Here is a 20,050-nt window from a genome sequence, read left to right on the forward strand (position 1 = left end):
ATCAGCTCCTACCGCGGCACCACGCAGTCCATCTCTTCGAGCCCCGCGCCGATTCGTGCGCTTATTCGACTGTCCTGGGCCTAGCTCTCCAGGCCAAGCAGGCGCTCGGCGTTGCCATGGGCGATCAGGGCCTTGTCCGCGTCGCTGACGGGCAGGCCCTCGATGAAGGCGCGCGCGCCGTCCAGGCTCTGGTAGGGGTAGTCAATGGAGTAGAGGATGCGCTTCGCACCCATCAGCGCATGGATGAACTGGAAGTGCGGCAAGGTGAGCATGCCGCTGGGCGACACGTAGACGTGCTCGCGATAGGTCTGCACGACGGGGCGCTTCAGGCCGGAGGCTTCCTGAGGGATGGCGTCCTCCAGCCTCTGCAGGAAGAAGGGCACCATCTCGCCCCAGTGGCCGCTGATGACCTGCAAGCGGGGGTAGCGGTCGAACACCCCGGCGAGCAGCATGCGCACCACCTGGATGCCGGCCTCGTTGTGCCAACCCCAGGCAAACATCGACAGGCGTGCGCTGAGCTCGCGCTCGAAGCCGCCGTAGTACGGCGCCTGCACGGCCGGCAGCGGCAGGCCGGGGTGAACGTACAGCGGCACGTTCAGCTCGTCGAACGCAGCCAGCACGGGGGCGTAGCGCGGGTCGTCCAGGAAGGTCTCGCCGGGGCGCCCGTTGATGAGCGCACCCTTGAGGCCCAGCTCCTTCACGGCCCGCTCCAGCTCACGCGCGGCGGCCTCGGGCGCCTGCCAGGGCAGCGTGGCAAACCCGGCGAATCGCGAGGGATGGGCTTGCGCGGCCGCGGCCAGCTTGTCGTTGGCAGCGCGGTTCAGGGCTATGGCCTGGGCGGCCGGCAGCAGCTGCGGGAAGCCGCCGTAGGAGAGGACTTGCATGGCGATGCCTGCCGCGTCCATGTCGACCAGGCGGGCCGCGCCCATGTCCAGCGCCTTGCGCGCCGACTCGCTGGGCGCGACGACATGCGGGCGGCCGGGCGCGGCCACCTGTTGGCCGTCGATGACGCGGCTGCCCCAGTCGGGGAGATACGGCGCCTCGGCACGCACGAGGCTTTGCGACGCCGCACCGATGGCAGCATCCAGCACGTGCTCTTCGACGCAGATCAGCTTCATGTCGCGCCCCGGCCGCCGATCACGCCAGCAGCGCGTCGCGCAGCGCTTCGCCGAGGCTGGCGGCGGACTGCGGGTTCTGGCCCGTGATCAACCGGCCATCAACCACCACCTTGTTGGACCAATTGGGTGAGTCCTGATGCAACGCGCCGCGCTCGTTGAGCGTGGAGGCCAGCAGGAAGGGCACGACGTGGGTGGACTGGACCTCCTCTTCCTCGCCATCGGTGAAGGCCGCCACGCGCTTGCCCGCCACCAGCAGGCTGCCGTCGGCACGGCGTGCATTGACCAGGGCCGCCGGGCCGTGGCACACGGCGGAGACGATGCCGCCAGCCGCGTCGATCTCGCGGATGAGCTTCTGCGCGCCGGCGCTGTCGGGGAAGTCCCACATCGTGCCGTGGCCGCCCGCGAACATGACCGCCGAGTAGCGTGCAGGGTCGGCGTCATCGATACGCAGCGTGTTGGCAATGGCGTGGCGGAAATCGGCATCCGCCCAATAGCGGGCGACCACCGGGTCCTTCATGTCCTCCAGCCCGTCGAGCGGCGCGGCGCCGCCCTGGATGGAGGCGATCTCGACGCGGATGCCGGCTTGCTGCAGCTTCTCCAGCGGGTGGGTGACCTCCGCCAGGTTGAAGCCGGTGGGGATGCCTGTCGCCCCTTTGACCGGGTTGCTGGTGACGACGAAGAGGATGGGCTTGAGTTCAGAGGCTTGTCGGGTCATGGGCGATGGCTGTGATCACAGGTTGCTGAAGAAGGAGACGAGCTTGGCGATCGCCTGATCCACGTACTCAGGCCGGTCGTAGAGCGCGACGTGGGTGGCGCCTTCGATGACGAACAGCTCTTTCGGGCCTTTCGACAGCGCGAACGCCTGCTCGCTGTAGACCTTGGTGTCGGCGATGCTCCCGGCGATCAGCAGCAGCGGCTGGGTCAGCAGATCCGGAATCAGGTGGAAGACCGTGAAGGCCAGCATCTTGTCGAGGCTGGTCATCAGGAAGCGGCCCTTGGAGTTGGGGTGCTGGCCCCGCGGTGTGCGGTAGTAGTCGTAGGCTTCGCGAAGAAAGGTCGGCGTGTTGTCGTCGATGTCTTCCAGCCGTTCGGGAACGAACGGAGCGTAGAGAGGCTCTGCACCCCTGGCTTCGGCCGTGCGCTGCTGCGCCGCCGCTTGCAGTGTTCCTATCAGGGCAGCAACAGGGATAGGGTTGCCAATGATGGTCCTGGCCGCCTCGCCCATCGGCGTGGCGCTGACGACGCCCACCGCCTTGAAGCGGCGCTCCGACTGGGCAACGGCGAGCGCGTATCCGCCGCCGGCGCAAACGCCGAAGACCCCCATGCGCTCCACGTCGACGTAGGGCAGCGTCGAGAGAAAGTCGGCAGCCGCGCGGGCATCTTCCACGCGCGCCGACGGGTCCTCCAGCAGGCGGGGTTCACCGCCGCTCGCGCCCTGGTAGGAGGCGTCGAAGACGATGACGACGAAGCCATGCGCCGCCAGCCTCCTGGCATACAGGCCTATCGTCTGTTCCTTCACGCCGCCGGCGGGGTGAATGCCGACGAGGGCGGGGTATTGCCTGTCTTCCCGGAAGTCGTCCGGCAGGTGAAGGTGCCCTGAGAGCTGGATCGCTCGATTCGCAAACGAGACGGCTTGGAGCATGAGGAATCAGGCGTTGCCGGCGGCGAAAAGCATTTCCCAGTTCAGGAAGGGGCCCAGCGGAATGACGTCCCAGCCGATGAGGCCGGCCTTGGCCAGCGGGAACTCGGCCAGGGCCTTCCTGGCGGCTTCCACGGACTCGGCCTCGGCGAGGATGGCGACGCCCGGGCGGTCCTGGCGGAAATAGATGTCACGGACGATGCCGCTCTTGTAGAGCTGCCAGCCGTGGCGGGCTTCGTCCTGCAGGTGCGGTTGGTACTGTTCCAGCGTGGCGCCGGGCTGGGGGATGTCGAGGCAAAGCAGTTTCATGAGTGGTCTTTTGTAGAAGAACGGATCAGGCCGGTCCCCGTGGCGGGACGCTCGCGGCATGCTACGGTTTCCATTAATTCGTCAGTGGCGCATTAACGTCTTGGTTATGATTCCGAAAATTCGACAATAGAACGATGCTGGACAGACTCGACGGCGTGGCGGTTTTCGTGGAAACGGTGGATGCCGGTGGCTTTGCGCGTGCCGCAGAGCGGCTGGCGTTGACGCGTTCCGCCGTCGCCAAGGCCATTGCGCGGCTCGAAACCCGGCTGGGCGTGCGGCTCTTTCACCGCACGACGCGGGCGCTGAGCCTGACCGAAGACGGCCAGATCTATTACGAGCGCTGCGTTCGCGCCATGGATGAGCTCCGCGAAGCGGAGGCGCTACTTGAATCCGGCCGGCAAGAGGTCAGCGGGCGGCTGCGCGTCGCGATGCCCGTGCTGTTCGGTCGGCTTTGCGTGGCACCCATCCTGCTGGAACTCGCGCGCGAACACCCGAAGCTGGAACTCGACCTGTGCTTCAGTGACCGCCCGACGGACATCGTTGCCGAGCGCATCGATCTCGCGATCCGCAACGGCAAGTTGGGGCCGGCGACGGGGCAGCTGCGCAGCCGCCGGCTGAGCAGCCAGAAAAAGGTGTTGTGCGCCTCGCCGCACTACCTCGCGGCGCGCGGCCATCCCGCCGACACCCAGTCGTTCGGTGGGCATGACGCCTTGCTGTACTGGCGGGCTGACTATGTGCAGCCCTGGACGCTGCCGGACGCCGAAGGCAAGTTGATCGAGGTCACCTTGAGTTCCCGTTTCCGTTTTGATGACCTTGCGGTCGTTGCCGACGCGGCTGCCGCCGGGCTCGGGATCGCCTGGCTGCCGCATTGGCTCGTTCGGGATGGTCTGCATGACGGCACCCTCGTCGCGCTCTTCGAGGAGCGCCCGCATGCGTCGGTTGAATGCCATGCGCTTTGGCCAGTCAGCCAGCACATGCCCTTGCGTCTTCGCCTGGCGATCGACACGCTGGTGTCCAAGCTTCCGGGCGCCGTCGAAGGCTAGCGCCTCTTGAGCGCTTGAAGACCCAGACCTTGTAGAAGTGGCGGCGCATCAGCCGCGACCTTTCTTCTCCAATGATTTCGCGGGTGGCCACCTACGATTTCAGTCCGCTGCGGGCCGCCCGCTGACATGAGTTCCGAGCGCTGAACGCGCAGGCAGAACGCCGACAGAAGGGATGGACGCCGTGTGGAATCGCAAGCCGTCACTCATGAGCACGCGCGCCGTCGCGATTGCCGTCGCGTCGACACTTTCCATGCTGATCCTTTCGAGCGTCGCAAACGCCGTGGAGTCGAAGATGCCCTTCATCAGAATCGCCGAGCTTGAGATTGATCCGGCGCAACTCGAGGCTTTCAAGGCAGCCATCGCGGAGGGCGTCGAAGCCGCTGTGCGGACCGAGCCCAAAGTCCTGGCCCTCTACGCCGTGGCCGAACGGGACCGGCCGAACCACATACGCGTCTTCGAGATCTATGCAGACGAAGAAGCTTACGCACAGCACATCCAGACCGCGCACTTCAGAAAGTTCTTTGAATCGACCTCGCCCATGGTGGTGTCTCGCCGCTTGATCGACACGGTGCCGGTTGTGCTCGGAGCCAAGCCATAGCGCGAGGCGCGTTGGTGGCGCTGCCGAACGGATGGAGCGTTGCACGGCACGTTTCGTCGTGCCCCATCGACGGCCTGTCGGCACCCTGCCACCGACTGTCGCAGCACGATGGCGGCACCGGCAGGCCATCGCGAGGATGCGGCCTTCTTCACGCGTCCCAAGGCAGACCGATGAACTCTCTACGCCACCGCTTTCTCGCTTGCGCGCTCGCTGGCGTCGCCATGGCCGCCCACGCGGCGGAGCCCTCGCCGGCCGAGGCCGATCTCAGTGCCACGATCGCCGCGCTCGACGCCGCGGCCTTTGAGGCCTTCAACCATTGCGAGGCAGCCGGCCAGCTCGACAAATACGCGAGCTTCTTCGACCCTGCCGTCGAGTTCTATCACGACCTCGGCGGCGTCACGTGGACGCGCGACGTGATGATCGCGCAGACCCGGGCCAACGTCTGCGGCAAGTTCCAGCGCGAGCTCGTGCCGGGCACGCTGAAGGTGTGGCCGATCAAGGGCTTCGGTGCGCTGGCCCGCGGCGAGCATCGCTTCTGCCACTACAAGCCGGGCGGCACGACGCATCCCTGCGAGGGCCGCGCCGAGTTCACCATGCTGTGGCGCCAGCAGGGCAATGCCTGGACGATCACGCGCGCCTTCAGCTACGGGCACGGGTCGAACTGACGCGACGCCCGCGACCGCCTCGCGTCACGCTAAATGTTGGTGCTCGACGGGATGCGGCTCGGCAGGAGGTGTTCATACGGCCGCGTGCGCGCCAGGTTGCGCTGCCGGATGGTGTTCTCGACGCCGGCCAGCGCGCTGCGAAAGCGCTCCAGCGGGCCGCCGGGCCGGGTGATGGCGGGGTCGAGCAGCACTGGCGGATACGGGGGTGCGTTGTCGCGGTATTCGCCCAGCATGCGGTAGTACACGCCGCCGAGGATGTGGAACAGCAGGATCTGCTCCTGCGCCGCGAGCCGGCTGGGCAGCATCTGCGACCAGGTGGCCTCGCTCTGCCCCACCGCGCCGGCAGGCGCCCATGCGCCGCCCACGCCGGCGTAGAACGGGGCGTAGGTCATCAACGAGGACTGCGGGAAGTTGACGGCCGCGTGCTGGGCGCTGGCATTGAAGATGATGGCCGTCACCACCAAGGCAAGCTGGCTGCGCGTGGTGATGGGCCGGAAGCCCATGACCTTGCCACTCACGGCCAGCTCGCTGGCCCAGGCCTTGAGTTCGTAGTCGCTCGTCACGTCGGCGTCGCTGGCGTAGTACACGGCGAGGTATTCGCTCACCCATTGCTGGATGGCGTTCCAGACCAGCAGCGCGTCGTCGCGGTAGGGGTAGTCCGGCAGCCGGCCGGCGTCATCCACGCCGCGTGCGCGCAGATCGTTCGGCAGCATGTTGTCGTAGAAGTCGAAGGCCAGCCGGTCCCGCCCGCATTCGCGCTGCAGCGTCTCGATGGACGCGGCCAGGATGGTGTCGCCCGTGGTGAGCGGCCCCATGATGACCAGCGCGGCCGCATCGTTGATGAACAGCGTGCCCTCGAGGTGGGGCGCGAGCAGCCGGTTCAGCGGGTGCACGACCGCGAGCTGGCGCTGCGTGGCCATCGCGAAGGCCTCGGACATCAGGTGCGTTCGGCCCAGGTGCACGAACATCTCGTGATAGTTGAAGTCGGCCACCTGCACCGCGGTCTTGGCCGACTGCCACGCCCAGTAGGCGTTGGCGTTGGCCGGATCGGTGGCCCGCAGCACCAGGGGGCTGAGGGCCGGGTCCTGCCCGCACTGGATGGCGACCGGCACCAGCGAGCGGCCGGCCTGGGGGCGCGCGAACAGCGCGATGGGCGCATAGCCGTAGCCGGCGCCCGTCAGCGGCTTGTTCACCGGGCCGGCCGGCGCCATGCCGCCCAGGCTTTCATAGTCCAGCAGGTAGAGCCGGCCACTGCCGGCGGCGTCGAGCAGGCTGTCGTTGTTGCCCTCACCACCCATCGCCTGGCGGTATTGCGCATCGCTCAGCGGGAACTTGGCCGGCAGCGCAGCCACCTGCCGGATCAGCATGGGGTTGGGCCCGCCCACACGCATGTACGCGAAGGTGTCGTCGTCATGCAGCAGGCTCGCTATCGCCGGCTTGTCCAGCGTCACGAACAGCGCGTCGTACTGCGCCACCGTCTTGGGCTGCGGCGCCGTGGTGACCTGCACGGTGAGTTGGTAGTGGATCTGCCGGAGCTGCGTCGCGATGTTGCCCACGGCCGCCGTGAGGTTGGTCAGCAGCGTGAGCACGGCCGCGGGCAGGCTCAGCACGCCAGCGTTGGCAGCTGAGACGCTGTCGAAGCTCGCCTGCGCGGCCGCGAGCCGGCTCCTCAAGCCATCCAGCGTCTGCAGGCTGCTGGCAGCGAGCCCGCTGGGCGCCATCGAGGCTGCCAGATTGGTGACCGCCTCCACCGCCAGCGCCGACGTCTTGAGCTGATGTTCCAGCGTCGGCAGCTCGCCCGCCGGCACCACGGCCGCCATCGGCACGCCGGCGAGGTTGAGGTGGGATTCGGTCCAGAGGTACAGCGCCTGCTGGCTGACGAGCTGGAGCCGGCGGGCCGCGGCGCTGAGCAGGTCCGCCTTCTGCGGCAGCGTGGGCTTGGGAACGGGCAGCGCCGCCGATGCTGGTGAAGGCGTGCCGCCAATCAGGCTCAGGCCGCCCGCCGAGGCGGACCATTGGAGGATGTCTCTGCGTTTCATTGGATTTATCCGGAAGCCGGTGCGCCCATGAGCCTAGCCAGGAAACGGGCCGCACGAGGGGCCGTACACATCATTTCGTGCAACCGGGCGTCACGCACAGCGTTTCGCAGCGGCCTCCTACATACGCCGCCCAACCACGGAACCAAACTTGCCGCATAGCAACTGCCGGTGCGGTGCCCCATGAGATTCGTCTTCGACTCCCTCCTCGGCGGCATCCTGGCAACGGTCGTCGCGGATGCCGCATGCGCTCAACCCGCCGCGCCACTGCCGGCGTCTGCACCGGCTTCGGCGCCCATGACCGCAGCCTCAAGACAGGTTCCGACCCGCAACGCGGCCATCACGGCGTCCGAGAACGCCAAGGAGCCCGGCAACCAGCGCCCCGAGGAACGGGTGATTCCGCAGATCTCCATCCCGCTCAGGAACAAGAACGTCATGCCCCTCGCTGCCATTCCCGCATCGGCGCCTGTCGGCAGCGTGCCCGGTCGTGTGAACGAGGGCGCAGCGCGGTGCGTGGCCATCAGCAGCGCAAGTGAGAAGGCTGCCTGCGAGCGTGGGTTGGCGGCATCGGGGCCGATGAAATCCGAGCGCTGACGCTCAAGCCGCCACCGCGGACGGCCTGCGCGCCATGCCCTTCCACCGGCACAGCAACAGCACCGCGGCCAGGTCAACCACCACGGCGAAGACGCTCGCCTCCGGTCCGAAGGTGCCACCGCTGAGCCATTGCGGCCGGTCGAGCAGTTGGGGGTGCAGCCATCCGGCCTGGGCCAGGCCACTCACTTCGAAGCCCAGCACCGAGCCTTGCATCCAGTTCCAGCCGAAGTGGATACCCATGGGCAGGGCAAGGCTGCGGGTGCGCAGCCAGGCCAGGCCGAGCAGCAGGGCGCCCAGCGCGTTGTCCAGCGTCGCCGTCGCGACCGTGATGCCGTCCATGCCTGGGTTGCCCAGGTGGGCGACGGCGAAGAGCGCGGCCATCAGCGCCAGCGCCCAGCGCGCCCCCAGGCCCTCCACCAGGCGCTGCAGCACGAAGCCGCGGAACAGCAGCTCCTCCAGCACGGCCACACACAGGAATACCCAGGCGCCATAAGCCAGCGCCGCGAGGCTGCGCGCCGGGTCCAGCTCGAAGCGCACGCCGCCCGCGAGCAAGATCAACGCCGTGACCGCCGCCATCTGCGCGGCCCCGAAAGCCACGCCCAACAGCAACTGCCGCCCCCACGACCCATCCAGCGCCAGCCCCACGCCCGCCAGACGCTGCCGGCGCAGCCGCATGCAGATCCACGTCACCCCCAGCAGAAACACGACCGGCAGCGGCGACAGCCACGCCTTGGCGACGCCGATCTGCTGCAAGCCGTGAGACACCGGCCGGTACATCCACTGGCTGGCCAGGAAGATGGCCATGAAGAGAAGGATCCACCAGCCGCTGCGCAGGCGGCCCTGATCGTTGCGTAGCAGCTTGTTCAATTGCGCATCCTTGCAGGTCGGAGGGGTGGCGGTGCGCGCAATTCTGTTGAGCACGCTTGAGATCGACAACGGCCAGGCGACGAACCGCAGATCGGCCGGACAGACGACCCGATGGGAGCAACGGCCTGCCGGATCAGTCGACCGACAGCAATCCTGGCATCTCGTCCGGCGGCACCGGCCTGCAGAAGCCAAACCCCTGCATCAGGTCGCAGCCCATTGCGATCAGAGCCGCCTCGTCCGCCGGCAATTCCACGCCTTCGGCCACGACGACCATGCGCATGGCGTGCGCGACGCGCACCATGGATTCGACCAGCATGTGGGAGTCGGCATTGCCCGACAGCCCGTGCACGAAGAGGCGGTCGATCTTGAGCTTGCGGCAGCGGATGCGGCGCAGATAGGCCAGCGAGCTGTAGCCCGTGCCGAAGTCGTCGATGGCCAGGTTGTAGCCCAGGCCCTGCAACGTGAAGACGAAGGAATCCGGCTTGTCGATGTCCTCGAAGCCGGCGCTTTCCGTCAGCTCGAATTCGATCTCGTCCGGCCCCAGCTGCAGCGTCTTGAGCTGCTGCAGGAAGCGCTCGCGGTGCTGGGGCTTGCGGCATTGCTCCCATGACAGGTTGACGGCCACCGGCGGGCAGGCCAGGCCCCGGGCGCGCAGGCCGTCGAGGTCGCGGCGCAGCACGGCCAGCAGCGCCAGGCTGAGCTCGACGATCAGGCCCGAGTTCTCTGCCACCGGGATGAATTCGGCCGGCGGCACCCAGCCCCGCTGCGGGTGGTGCCAGCGCGCCAGCGCCTCGAAGCCGTGGATGCGGCGCGCGGCGTCGTACTGCGGCTGGTAGGCCAGGCAGAACTGCCCCTGCGCCAGGCCTTCGCGTATATCGTGCTCCAGCGCCAGCCGCAGGCGCAGGGCCTCGCCGATCTGCGGCGTGAAGAGCTGGAAGCTGTCCTTGCCGATCTGCTTGGCATGCCGCAGCGCGGCATCGGCACTGCGCAAGGCCTCGCTCGCATCACGCGCGTGCTCGGGCAATGAGACGCCGCCACTGGAGACATGCAGGCGCAGCCAATGGCCGTCGTGCAGCACCGGCTGCGTGAGTTCAGCCTGCAACTGGGCGACATGGCTGCGCAGCGCCTCGTCTTCCAGGCCCGGCACCAACAGCAGTGCGAATTCGTCGGCGGACAGGCGGGCAATCTGGTCGCCGGGCCGGCGCAGCAGCCTGAGCCGCTGGCCAATGGCCTGCAGCACGGCGTCGCCGGCGGCGTGGCGATGCTGGTCGTTGATCCGCTTGAAATCGTCGAGATCCAGGATCAGCAGGGTGGTGCGGCCGTGGTGGTGCAGCACACGCTCCAGCAGCCCGCGCATGTGCTCACGGTTGGGCAGGTCGGTCAGTGCGTCGAAGCGCGCGAGATAGCGAGTGCGGCGCTCGACCTCCTTGATCTGCACCCGCAGCCGCTTGGACAGCCACCAGGCCAACCCGGCGGTGGCCAGCAGGGTGCCCATGGTGGCGGCGAGAAACTGGGCCACGTCCATCCACATCGGTAGGCGGCTGGCCTCCACGACCAGCATGCCGACTCGCCGGCCGTCGGCCATGACCGGCACCTGCACGCTCACCGTGCCGGCGGCCTCGTGCAACCAGGTGACCTCGGCCGCGGTGCGCGAGAACTGCGTGAAGACGGCACCGTCGCTCTTCAGCAGGCGGGCGTGGACGATGGACGGGCTCTGCTGCAGGGCAGCCAGGCTTTCACCGGCATCGCTGCGGCTATCGAAGACCAGCGCCGCCGAGACCGTCTGCGCGACGATGTCGGCCTGGGTGCGCAGGTCCTCGAGCTGGCGGTCATGCAGGCGCCAGTACTGCAGCACGCTGAGCAGCAGTGCGAAGACCAGCAAGGCGGCCAGCGCGACCACGAGTTCGCGCAGGCGATCGAAGGCATCGGCAAATTGCGGCTTCACGGCGATGTCGTCTGGTGGCGAACGTAGCGGGCCAGGCGCAGCAGCTTGGTGCTGATGGCCAGGCCGACACGGCGCGCGGCGTCGAGGTCCACGTCGAAGACGATACGGCCGTCTTCAATCTGCAGGTTGATCATGGCACCCTGCTCCAGCATCACCGCCACATCCGATATGACGAGCACCGGCAGGTCGGCCAACACCGGGCGCAGCGCCGGCTGCGGCGTGGGCAGGTAGAGCAGATGGCAGCCGGCGAGCTGGTCAGCACGGGCCTGATGGCGCACGTCGACGGTGAGGTGCCGGATCGGTCGACCCGCCAGGGACTGAAGCGCGCCGTCCATGCGGCCCTCGCCGACAGTGCACAGCTGCAGCGGCCGCCCCGCCAGCTCGCGGTCGGCGGGCCAGGTGACGAACATCAGCAGGCGGTAGACGACCTCGGCTTTCAAGGTTTCCGGGCTGGCGCTCTGCGCCGCGGCCGGCTGGGCCGACAGCAGGCCGAGCAGGATCGCGCAGCCGGCACGCCAGCCCGCCCATCCCTTCACCGCTGCTCGACTGCCGCGCATGGCCAGGCTCAGAGCGTGAAGCGCCAGTCCAGGCGCCAGGCGCGCCGGGGCTGAGGGATGGCGCTCAGCGACGTGTCGGGGGTCGACGGGTCGAGATTGCGATGGTCCAGCGCATTGCTCAGGTGCAGGGCCAGGCTCTGGCGCGGATCGACGTGATAGCGCAGATGGGCGTTGACGAGGGCGCTGGTCGGCACCTCGACGCGGCCGCTGCGGCGGCCGAGCAGGTTCCACTCCGTGCCAAGCTGCCAGCGCTGCCACACCGGTGAGACGAGGTCGCCCTTGAACATCCACGAGGGCGAATTGCTCAGGCGCTGGCCGGCGTCGTCGCGGCCGTCCATCCAGGACGCACTGATGTGCCAGAGCCAGCCGTCCGTCGCGCGCCTTTCGACGCCAACGTCCACGCCCCGCAACCTGACGCTGCCGACATTGCGGTACTGCACCACCGCCTCGCTCTCGCTGCCGACGGGCTGCTGCTCGATCAAGCGGTTCATGCGCGTGTAGTAGGCGTTGGCGCTGAGCGCATGTCCGCTGTGGAGCACGTACTCCCAGGCAGCTTCGACGGAGTTGAGGCGCTCGGGCTTCAGGTCGTTGCTGCGCAGCTGGGAAACCCCGCCGTCGTCGTAGAAGCGCTCGTACAGATTGGGCGTGCGAAAGGACTGCGCCCACATCACTTTGAAGGACTCCCGCTCGTCGGGCCGCAGCGCCAGCACGGCGCGCGGCGACATGGCTGGCGCGAAACCGCGCACATGGTCCAGGCGCAGGCCGGTGGTCAGCTGCAGCACCGATGAAAGCCGCCACTGGTCTTGCGCGTAGACGCCCGCGGCGTCCTGGGTGACGTGCGAATCCAGGCGCAGCGCATAGGGGTCGACGTCGTAGTTGCGCTGCAGGCCCTGGGGCGAGGTGCGCAGCTCGGCGCCGAACATCAGCTGATGGTTGAGCAGGCCTCGCCACAGCATGCGGGCCTCCAGCGTCGTCCATTGGGCGCGAGCCTCGTCCTTGTTGACGAGTTGAGGCACCGGCCCGAAGACATAGCTGCCGAGGAATTCATAGCCCGCCACACTGAGCCGTGCAGAGCGGCGTACATCGCCCTGCCAGCCTTCGTCGTAGCTGAGCTCGCCCAGCACCAGGCTGTCGACGTAGTGGGTGCCGGGCGCGCCGGGCTCGGTGCCATAGGGGGCGGTCGCGGCATCCTTGTCGCGGCGCACCGCGTTCAGCGCGACCCGCCACGGGCCGTTGCGATATTTGGCCAGCAGGGCCACCTGCCGCTCGCCATCAAGACCACGCACCCAGCCATCGGCCGTGCCGAGTTCGGGCAGGAAAAGGTCCTCGCCGGCGGTGCGCTGCAGGTTCAGGCCGATGAACAAATCACTGTCCGCGGCGGCGGCACCGTAATGCATCTCGGCGCGGCGCATGCCGTTATCGCCCACGCTGCCCTGGGCCGTCAGGCCCGGCGCGTCGGCGCCGTTCAGCGTCACGACATTGACGACGCCCAGCAGCGCATTGCTGCCGTAGATCGAGGAGCCCGGGCCGTGGACGAGTTCCACCCGCTTGACCCATTCGGCGACGATGGGCAGTTCCAGCTGCGGCAGGCCCTGGTCATAGATGGCGTCATTGACGCGCTGGCCGTCGATGGCCATCAGCAGGCGGGCGCTGTAGTCGCCCGGCCGATTGAAGCCGCGCAGGCCCAGGCTGCTGTAGGTGCGCGAGTTGCCGAGGTAAACGCCAGGCAGGCGGGCCAGCTGGTCACCCACGGTCTGGTGGCCAAGGGCATCGGACACGCCGCGCTCCAGCACGCTGACCGACGCCGGCGCATCCATCAGGCTCTGGGCATAGCGGGACGGGCCCTGCACTTCCCGTTTCAGAAGCGCTTCAAGCGCCTGGTCATCCGAGGCGTAGGCGGCGGAAGAGGCTTGAGCGGCTTGAGCCGCTGGATTCAGGGCCAGCGTGGACAACCACGCCAGCGCAATTAGGCGGCTTTTCACGGGGGCGGTCGCCGGCGGACACCGGCGGCGATGGGAAACGGTGCCGAAAGCTTAGCTTTGGCCCCGTCCGCAGTCGCTGTCACATTTCACAACAACGCCGGTTGCGAGCCGGTCCGCGACTCAATTCACGGTTTGCCGGTGTAACGGGTATGGAAACGTCGCCCCTGCGCGTCCATGGCCTGCAGCCACAGCTCCGATGTGACGCTGCCCACCGGCGTGTACGCCGTGCTCAGCGTCGCCGCCGTCTTGGGCGGCAGCGGCACGCTCGTGTCCAGCACCGTGGGCGCTCCGCCGGCGGTCGGCGTGAAGACGCGCTTGATCTCGATGAGGCGCAGGTCGGGGTTGGCAGCGGCCCAGGCGGCCCAGTTGATCACCAAGCTGCCGCTCTGCAGCGAGGCGGCGGACACCGGGCTGGCTGCAGACACGCTGTCAACACTCGGGAAGCGCGTGGCAGCCGGCTCGCCGAGCACGTCGGCGCGCAGCCAGGCGTTGCGCGTCTCGGCCACGCCGGAAATCGTGTAGCTGGCGATGAACTTGGCACCACGCACGCTGTCCGCGCTGCCGATCCAGCCGACCGCCGAGCGTTGGATGGCGATGTCGCCCACGCCGCCCGTCGGGATCAGGTTGGTGGCGCCCGGCGTGGACGACACGCACAGCAGGAGCCGGTTGCAATAGCCGAAGGGAATGCTGAAGCCGCCGGGCAACTGCACCGTGGCCGAGCTGAGCAGCTGCGTCGCCGGAATGCCGGGCACGGGATCGGCCGTCTGCGCCTGGACCTCGACCTGCAGGCCGATGCCCGGGTTGGGCACCACGGCACCGCTGGCCGTGCCATCGGCATTCAGCGCCAGGAAGCCCAGCGGATACACACCGACGGCCAGCTTCTTGCCGTTGCCGATCAGGTTCCACTTGTTGGTCGTCGTGGCCGACTTGTTGTAGCTGACCGCGTCGCTGAAAAGGTCGACGACTGCACCGGTGGAATCGCTGATGACGGCGCCCACCAGCACCTTGGCGCAGTTGCCGGCGGTCGGTGCATCGTCGGCGCAGCCCAGCAGCTGGAAGCGGCCAAATTGGCGGTTGCCCGTCGTGTAGGTCGACAGGATGCCGGCGATGTCGGCCTTGCTGCGGCCGTTGTGCTTGTCGTAGCCGGTGACGAGGACGGAGTTCAGCAGCGTGCTGACGTCGCGCCCCTGGGCGATGAGCTGGTTCAGCGCCGCGCCGAGGTCATCCAGACCTGACAAGGTGCCGAGCAGCGTCGTCGCGCTGGTCGCGGCCTTCAGCGTGGAGGTGATGGCGGTGGCCGGCGTGCCGGTGGCCTTGAGCAGCTCGGTCTGAGCCGTGGGCAGCTCGACGACAACCTCGGCCGTCGGTGCGGCGAGGAATTTGTTGCCGATCTGCAGCACCGGCACGTTGAGCTTGGAGCGTGCGAGGTCGATGCGCACGCTCTCGATGAGCAGGTCGTGGGCGCCCTTGTTGGCGGCAAAGGTCGAATCCGCCAGCAGGTCCAGAGCCGCGGCGTCGGTGATCTTCAGGTCGCTGACCTGGGTCTTGACCAGGGTCTTCAGGAAGGTGCCTGCAGCGGCCGCGGCGCTGGCCATCTGGGTCAACTGGCTAGTGCTGGTGGCGGCGGCCGTGAATACCGGCGCCGGCTCGGTACCCAGGGACAGCGCGACGACGGCGTTGGTCAGCGGCGTCACGTGGCCGACCATGGCGGCGCTGATGGTTGGCACCGTGGAATGCAGGACCTGCATGGTGCCGGCAGCATCCATGCCGCGCGCCTGGATGAACAGGGGTGCGGCGGGGCTGCTGGTGCTCAGCGTCAGGCTGTAGCTGCCGTCGGCGCCATGGGTGGTGGCCGTGCCGACTGCCTTGCCCTGGCCGTCGACGACGCTGATCTGCGCATTGACGAGGGGCGCGCCCGTGGCGGCAACGCCGCGCAACGTGGGCGGCTTGTCCAGCACAGGCGTGTCCGAACCGCCACCGCCGCCTCCGCAGGAGGCGAGCAGCAGGGTCAGGGCAAAAGCAGCAAGGCGGTACAGCATGGCGCGGGCGTGAATCTGGGCTTGGGCCAGTGTGCCGCGCCAGCCCACCGGGTGGTGGGCCGTTAAAGGGCCGAAATCAACGGTTGATCTGCACCCAGGCCAGCTCCAGCCAGTTGTCGGGCCGGTGGATGGCCGTGACATTCGCACGCGCCGCCCACGGCACCACCTGGCGGTGCAACGGGATGATGTTGACCTGCTCGCGCAGCTCGGCCAGCGCGCCGCGGATCTGCTGCTCGCGCTTTTTCGGATCGGGCTCGACGCTGGACTGCGCCGCCAGTGCGTCCGCCTTGTCGTTGCGGAAACCGCCGAAGTTGTAGTTGCCCACACCCTTGTCGCCGCGCGTGCGATACAGCGGCGTCAGGATGCTCTCGGCATCCGTCACCGAGCCGCCCCAGCCGTACATATAGAGGCTGGTGTCGTACTTCTCCAGCTTGGGGAAGTAGATGACGCGGGGCATGGCGTTGACCTTGACCTTGATCTTCAGCTGGGCCCACATCGAGGCCAGGGCCGTGCAGATTTCCTCGTCGTTGATGTAGCGGTTGTTGGGGCAGTCCAGCGTCACCTCGAAGCCATCGGCATAGCCCGCGTCGGCCATCAGCTTCTTCGCGCCGGCCAGGTCGTGCGGCAGGCGGGCCTGCAGGGCCGGGTCGTCGAAGGAGGCGATGCCGGACGGAGTCAGCGCGCCGGTGGGCACCGAGAGGCCGCTCATCAGCTTGGTCCTGAGCGCGTCGATGTCGATGGCCTGGTACAGCGCCCGGCGCACGCGCACGTCCTTGAAGGGGTTCTTGTCACCCGGCACGTTGCCGTAGAGCAGCTTGTCGCGCGACTGGTCCATGCCGATGAAGACGAGGCGGTTCTCCGGGCCTTCGATGACCTTGACGCCAGCGGTGTTGCGCAAGCGCGCAATGTCGCGCGGCGCGGGGTCGAGCACGAAATCGACCTCGCCCGACACCAGCGCGGCCAGGCGCGTCGCGTCGGTCGCGATGGGCGTGTAGACGACCTCCTGCACATTGCCCTCGAACTTGTTCCACCAGTTCGGGTTGCGCTTGAGCACGGTCTTGATGCCGGGCTGGCGGCTGGCCAGCATGAAGGGGCCGGTGCCGTTGGTGTTCAGCGCCGTGAAGCTCTCTTCCTTGTTCTTGAAGTCCAGCGGCTTGGTGGCCTTGTGTGCCTCGCACCACTTGCGGCTCATGATCCACAGCTGGTCGATGTGCTGCAGGAAGATGGGGTTGAAGGTGGTCAGCTGGAAGTCCACCGTCAGGTCGTCGACCTTCCTGGCCGTGCCAACGGCATTGGCCCAGACGGCGATCTGCGAGGTGGGCTCCTTGGCGCGCTGTACCGAGAAGACGACGTCATCCGCCGTCAGCGGCGTGCCGTCATGGAACTTGACGCCGGCGCGCAGCTTGAAGCGCCAGGCCAGCGGCCCGGTCTGCTTCCATTCCGTGGCCAGGCCTGGCACCAGGCCCAGCTTGGCATCGCGATTGGTCAATCGCTCGTAGATCTGGCCGTTGACCATGTTGGTCAGGCTCTCGTTCTGCGAGTCCGGGTCCATGGTCTGCGGGTCGCCCTGGCTGGCCCAACGCAGCGTCTGCGCGGACACACCGCAGGTCCATGCCAAAAGAGCTACACCCAGCCATCGCTTCATTGCCATCTCCCAACTGCAGGGCTGGCAGTTTAGGAGGCCGTCAAAGCCCCTTCGTTACCGCTTGGCGTTCGGGTTCCAGAGCTCGTCCAGGTGGGTGAAATTCCAGTCCTCGGGCGGCTCGCGGCCGGCGATGCGGTCGGTGGACGTGGCCAGGTCGATGACTTGCAACGGGATGGGCATGCTCGACTTGGTCGAGTAGAAAACCTTGACGCGCGGCGCGACCAGTGAAATGGCGTTCTGCTCGACAACCACCGCCAGGCGACCCGACTGCAGGCGCACCAGGGTGCCGGTCGGGTAGATGCCGACGCTCTTCACGAAGGCCTGGAAGACGGCCGGGTCGAATTGCCCCTTCCACTGTGACATGCGCTGCAGCGAGCCGGCCGGGTCCCAGGCGTTCTTGTAGGGCCGGGTCGAGGTGATGGCGTCGTAGACATCGCAGACGGCGCCCATGCGCGCCAGCAGGCTGATCTGGTCGCCGGCCAGCTTGTGCGGGTAGCCGCTGCCGTCCATCTTCTCGTGGTGGTGCAGGCAGACGTCCAGGGCCGAGGGCGGCACCTTGGCACCGTCCTTGAGCAGGTCGAAGCCGCGCTCGGGGTGGCCACGCATGACGTCGAATTCGGCATCCGTCAGGGCCCCGGGCTTGTTCAGCACCTCCATGGGCATCTGCATCTTGCCGACGTCGTGCAGCAGCCCGGCCAGGCCAGCTTCACGCACTTCGGCATCGGACAGCCCCATCTGCCGGCCCAGAGACACCATCAGGCCGCAGACGGCGACCGAGTGCATATAGGTGTAGGTGTCCTTGTCCTTGAGCCGAGCGAGGCTGAGGAAGGCCGACGGGTTGCGCGCCAGCGAGGACGTGACCTCGTCGACGATGGGCAGGCAGACCTCGGTGTCGATGGCCTTGCCCAGCCGCGCCTCGTTGAACAGCGCCATGACGGCCACCTTGGCCCGGCCCAGCACCTGGGTGGCGCGGTCGAGCTCGGACTCCATGCTGACGCGCGGCTGAGGGGCGGCTGTGGCGGGCGGCGTGGGCGGCGAAGCGACGGTCACGGCGGCGATTGGCGCAGGCGCGGCCACATCCCCGCCCTTGCTGACGTCGATCCAGACGGCCGACACGCCGCTGGCCTGCAGGGCGGCAAGGTCGGCGGCATCGGTCAGCACGAACTTGGTCTTCCAGAACGGATGGGAGAGCCAGGCCCCCTCCATCGCCTGGAGATACATGCCCAGCCTCACGTCGGAGGTCGAGATCTTCTTCAACATGACAGCGTCGTCTATGCGCACCAGTATCCGTGCGTGACGCAGGCAAGGCCTTGCAACGATCGTGCAGCCCTGCACGCTTTTGCCGCGGGCAACAAAAAGCCGCCTTGAAGGCGGCTCGGTCGGGCGGCGGTCGCGCCGGATCAGCGGAACTTGCCCTGCGGCACGGTGGCCAGTTCGGTCGGCAGCGTGCTGATGTAGCTGGCGATGGCCTTCAGTTCGGCGTTGCTGAACTGCTTGACCTGGCCGGCCATGACGCCGTTGCTGCGGCCCACCCCGGGGTTCTTCTCGGTCTTGTAGGACTTCAGCGCGACGGTCAGGTAGTCGGCGTGCTGGCCAGCCAGCTTGGGGTAGCTCGGGTCGATGGGCTTGCTGAAGTTGGCGCCGTGGCAGGACACGCAGGCGCCCTTGGTCAGCAGCTCGGCCACGTTGGCCGGCGCGGCCGGAATGCTGTCGGCCACCGCCGGCAGCTTGGCCTGCTGCTCGTAGAAAGCGGCCACGTCGTTCATGTCCTGCTCGCTCAGCGAACCGGCGATGCCGCGCATCGTCGGGTGCTTGCGGTCGCCCTTGGCATAGGCCTGCAGGGCCGAGACGATGTACTTGGCGTTCTGGCCCGCGATCATCGGCACCTTGTGGATCTCGGGGAAGCTGGCCTGGTAGCCGACGATGCCATGGCAGCCGATACACATCGCGACCTTGGTCTCACCGGCCTTCACGTCCTGGGCCTGGGCTGCGAGGGCAGCAAAGGCGGTGGCCAGGGCGAGCGAGATCTGCAGCAGTTTTTTCATGGTCCCAAGAGGTTCGGGTTGGTGTCGTGTTCCGGAGCGGCGGCGATTATAGGAGGCCTCCTATACTGGTCCGGCCCCTCTTCAGTTCGGGTTTTGCCCCGGTTTTCCCAATGAAATTCCAAGGTTCCGACCAGTACGTCGCCACGGCCGACCTGATGCTCGCGGTCAATGCCGCGGCGACGCTGCAGCGGCCGCTGCTCATCAAGGGCGAGCCCGGCACCGGCAAGACCATGCTGGCCGAGGAAGTGGCCGGCGCTTTAGGCATGCCGCTGCTGCAGTGGCATATCAAGAGCACCACCAAGGCCCAGCAGGGCCTGTACGAGTACGACGCCGTCAGCCGGTTGCGCGACAGCCAGCTCGCCGGCATCGAGGGCAGCGAGCGCGTTCGCAACATCGAGAACTACATCGTCAAGGGCGTGCTGTGGCAGGCCTTCGAGGCCGACGAGCCGGTCGTGCTGCTCATCGACGAGATCGACAAGGCGGACATCGAGTTCCCCAACGATCTGTTGCGCGAGATCGACCGCATGGAGTTCTATGTCTACGAGACCCGGCAACTCATCAAGGCSAARCACCGGCCSCTGGTSTTCATCACSTCCAACAACGARAARGARCTGCCCGACGCRTTYYTGCGCCGCTGCTTCTTCCACTACATCAARTTCCCCGACGCCGAGACSATGAAGAAGATCGTCGATGTGCACTTCCCGACCTTGAAGAAGGACCTGCTGGCCGCCGCGCTGAAGAMCTTCTACGACGTGCGCAACCTGCCYGGCCTGAAGAAGAAGCCCAGCACATCGGAGCTGATCGACTGGCTCAAGCTGCTGCTGGCCGAAGACATCCCGGTGGACGCGCTGCAAGCCAAGGACGAGAAGGTCAGCATCCCGCCGCTGGTGGGGGCGCTCCTGAAGAACGAGCAGGATCTGACGCTGTTCGAGAAGCTCGTCTTCATGCAGCGCAATAACAGATGATGC

At 67.4% G+C, this 20,050-nt stretch carries 18 protein-coding genes; 5 read left to right on the forward strand and 13 right to left on the reverse strand.

Annotated elements, in window-relative coordinates:
• Nucleotides 1-80: 80 nt before the first annotated feature.
• Genes ACXJKM_RS19485 through ACXJKM_RS19500 form a run of 4 tightly spaced genes read right to left on the reverse strand, consistent with a single transcriptional unit; the run spans nt 81 to nt 3,066 of the window.
• A complete protein-coding gene (locus ACXJKM_RS19485; protein WP_457354476.1) occupies nt 81-1,118 on the reverse strand; it encodes an amidohydrolase family protein in 1,038 nt (345 codons plus the stop codon).
• Nucleotides 1,119-1,137: 19 nt separating this feature from the next.
• Nucleotides 1,138-1,833, reverse strand: coding sequence for a type 1 glutamine amidotransferase domain-containing protein (locus tag ACXJKM_RS19490; RefSeq protein ID WP_457354478.1), 696 nt, complete (start codon nt 1,831-1,833; stop codon nt 1,138-1,140).
• A 15-nt stretch (nt 1,834-1,848) separates the two neighbouring features.
• Nucleotides 1,849-2,760 carry an alpha/beta hydrolase gene (locus ACXJKM_RS19495; RefSeq protein WP_457354480.1) on the reverse strand — a complete coding sequence of 304 codons (912 nt, stop codon included), beginning with the start codon at nt 2,758-2,760 and terminating at the stop codon, nt 1,849-1,851.
• Between the two features lie 6 nt (nt 2,761-2,766).
• On the reverse strand, nt 2,767-3,066 hold the full coding sequence (locus tag ACXJKM_RS19500) for a superoxide dismutase (protein ID WP_457324435.1): 300 nt from the start codon (nt 3,064-3,066) through the stop codon (nt 2,767-2,769).
• A gap of 134 nt (nt 3,067-3,200) precedes the next feature.
• On the opposite strand from ACXJKM_RS19500, the gene ACXJKM_RS19505 reads away from it, so the two are divergent.
• The 3 genes from ACXJKM_RS19505 to ACXJKM_RS19515 all read left to right on the forward strand — a co-directional run bounded on the left by ACXJKM_RS19505 (nt 3,201) and on the right by ACXJKM_RS19515 (nt 5,372).
• The gene (locus ACXJKM_RS19505) at nt 3,201-4,109 is read left to right on the forward strand and encodes a LysR family transcriptional regulator (protein WP_457354482.1); all 909 of its coding nucleotides are present in this window, start codon (nt 3,201-3,203) and stop codon (nt 4,107-4,109) included.
• Nucleotides 4,110-4,314: 205 nt separating this feature from the next.
• Nucleotides 4,315-4,707 carry a putative quinol monooxygenase gene (locus tag ACXJKM_RS19510; protein ID WP_457354484.1) on the forward strand — a complete coding sequence of 131 codons (393 nt, stop codon included), beginning with the start codon at nt 4,315-4,317 and terminating at the stop codon, nt 4,705-4,707.
• 170 nt (nt 4,708-4,877) lie between these two features.
• Complete coding sequence (locus ACXJKM_RS19515; RefSeq protein ID WP_457354486.1) at nt 4,878-5,372, forward strand: nuclear transport factor 2 family protein; 495 nt, start codon at nt 4,878-4,880, stop codon at nt 5,370-5,372.
• A 29-nt stretch (nt 5,373-5,401) separates the two neighbouring features.
• Here the strand turns inward: ACXJKM_RS19515 and ACXJKM_RS19520 are convergent, their stop codons facing one another.
• Nucleotides 5,402-7,411, reverse strand: a complete 2,010-nt coding sequence (locus ACXJKM_RS19520; protein ID WP_457354488.1) for a lipoxygenase family protein — start codon at nt 7,409-7,411, stop codon at nt 5,402-5,404.
• A gap of 180 nt (nt 7,412-7,591) precedes the next feature.
• Here ACXJKM_RS19520 and ACXJKM_RS19525 point away from each other — a divergent pair, with 180 nt between their 5' ends.
• Nucleotides 7,592-8,002 (forward strand): hypothetical protein, encoded by a 411-nt coding sequence (locus ACXJKM_RS19525; RefSeq protein WP_457354490.1) that lies wholly within the window; start codon nt 7,592-7,594, stop codon nt 8,000-8,002.
• Nucleotides 8,003-8,005: 3 nt separating this feature from the next.
• Here ACXJKM_RS19525 and ACXJKM_RS19530 read toward each other — a convergent pair whose 3' ends face one another.
• The 8 genes from ACXJKM_RS19530 to ACXJKM_RS19565 all read right to left on the reverse strand — a co-directional run bounded on the left by ACXJKM_RS19530 (nt 8,006) and on the right by ACXJKM_RS19565 (nt 19,082).
• Nucleotides 8,006-8,869: a CPBP family intramembrane glutamic endopeptidase gene (locus ACXJKM_RS19530; RefSeq protein ID WP_457354492.1), complete on the reverse strand. Its 864-nt coding sequence runs from the start codon at nt 8,867-8,869 to the stop codon at nt 8,006-8,008.
• Nucleotides 8,870-9,002: 133 nt separating this feature from the next.
• Entirely contained in the window at nt 9,003-10,814 is a 1,812-nt protein-coding gene (locus ACXJKM_RS19535) for a putative bifunctional diguanylate cyclase/phosphodiesterase (RefSeq protein WP_457354494.1), read from the reverse strand.
• Entirely contained in the window at nt 10,811-11,371 is a 561-nt protein-coding gene (locus ACXJKM_RS19540) for a YfiR family protein (protein ID WP_457325368.1), read from the reverse strand. Before ACXJKM_RS19540 ends, ACXJKM_RS19535 begins: the two co-directional genes overlap by 4 nt.
• 8 nt (nt 11,372-11,379) lie before the next feature.
• Nucleotides 11,380-13,353 (reverse strand): TonB-dependent receptor plug domain-containing protein, encoded by a 1,974-nt coding sequence (locus ACXJKM_RS19545; RefSeq protein WP_457354496.1) that lies wholly within the window; start codon nt 13,351-13,353, stop codon nt 11,380-11,382.
• Nucleotides 13,354-13,478: 125 nt separating this feature from the next.
• Nucleotides 13,479-15,392, reverse strand: coding sequence for a hypothetical protein (locus ACXJKM_RS19550; RefSeq protein WP_457354498.1), 1,914 nt, complete (start codon nt 15,390-15,392; stop codon nt 13,479-13,481).
• A gap of 76 nt (nt 15,393-15,468) precedes the next feature.
• Nucleotides 15,469-17,037, reverse strand: coding sequence for an ABC transporter substrate-binding protein (locus tag ACXJKM_RS19555; RefSeq protein WP_457354500.1), 1,569 nt, complete (start codon nt 17,035-17,037; stop codon nt 15,469-15,471).
• 54 nt (nt 17,038-17,091) lie between these two features.
• Nucleotides 17,092-18,297, reverse strand: a complete 1,206-nt coding sequence (locus ACXJKM_RS19560; RefSeq protein WP_457354502.1) for an HD-GYP domain-containing protein — start codon at nt 18,295-18,297, stop codon at nt 17,092-17,094.
• Nucleotides 18,298-18,437: 140 nt separating this feature from the next.
• On the reverse strand, nt 18,438-19,082 hold the full coding sequence (locus ACXJKM_RS19565; RefSeq protein ID WP_056198843.1) for a c-type cytochrome: 645 nt from the start codon (nt 19,080-19,082) through the stop codon (nt 18,438-18,440).
• Between the two features lie 110 nt (nt 19,083-19,192).
• On the opposite strand from ACXJKM_RS19565, the gene ACXJKM_RS19570 reads away from it, so the two are divergent.
• On the forward strand, nt 19,193-20,047 hold the full coding sequence (locus ACXJKM_RS19570; protein ID WP_457354504.1) for an AAA family ATPase: 855 nt from the start codon (nt 19,193-19,195) through the stop codon (nt 20,045-20,047).
• Nucleotides 20,048-20,050 lie beyond the last annotated feature (3 nt).

This window comes from Roseateles sp. P5_D6, from assembly GCF_054049415.1.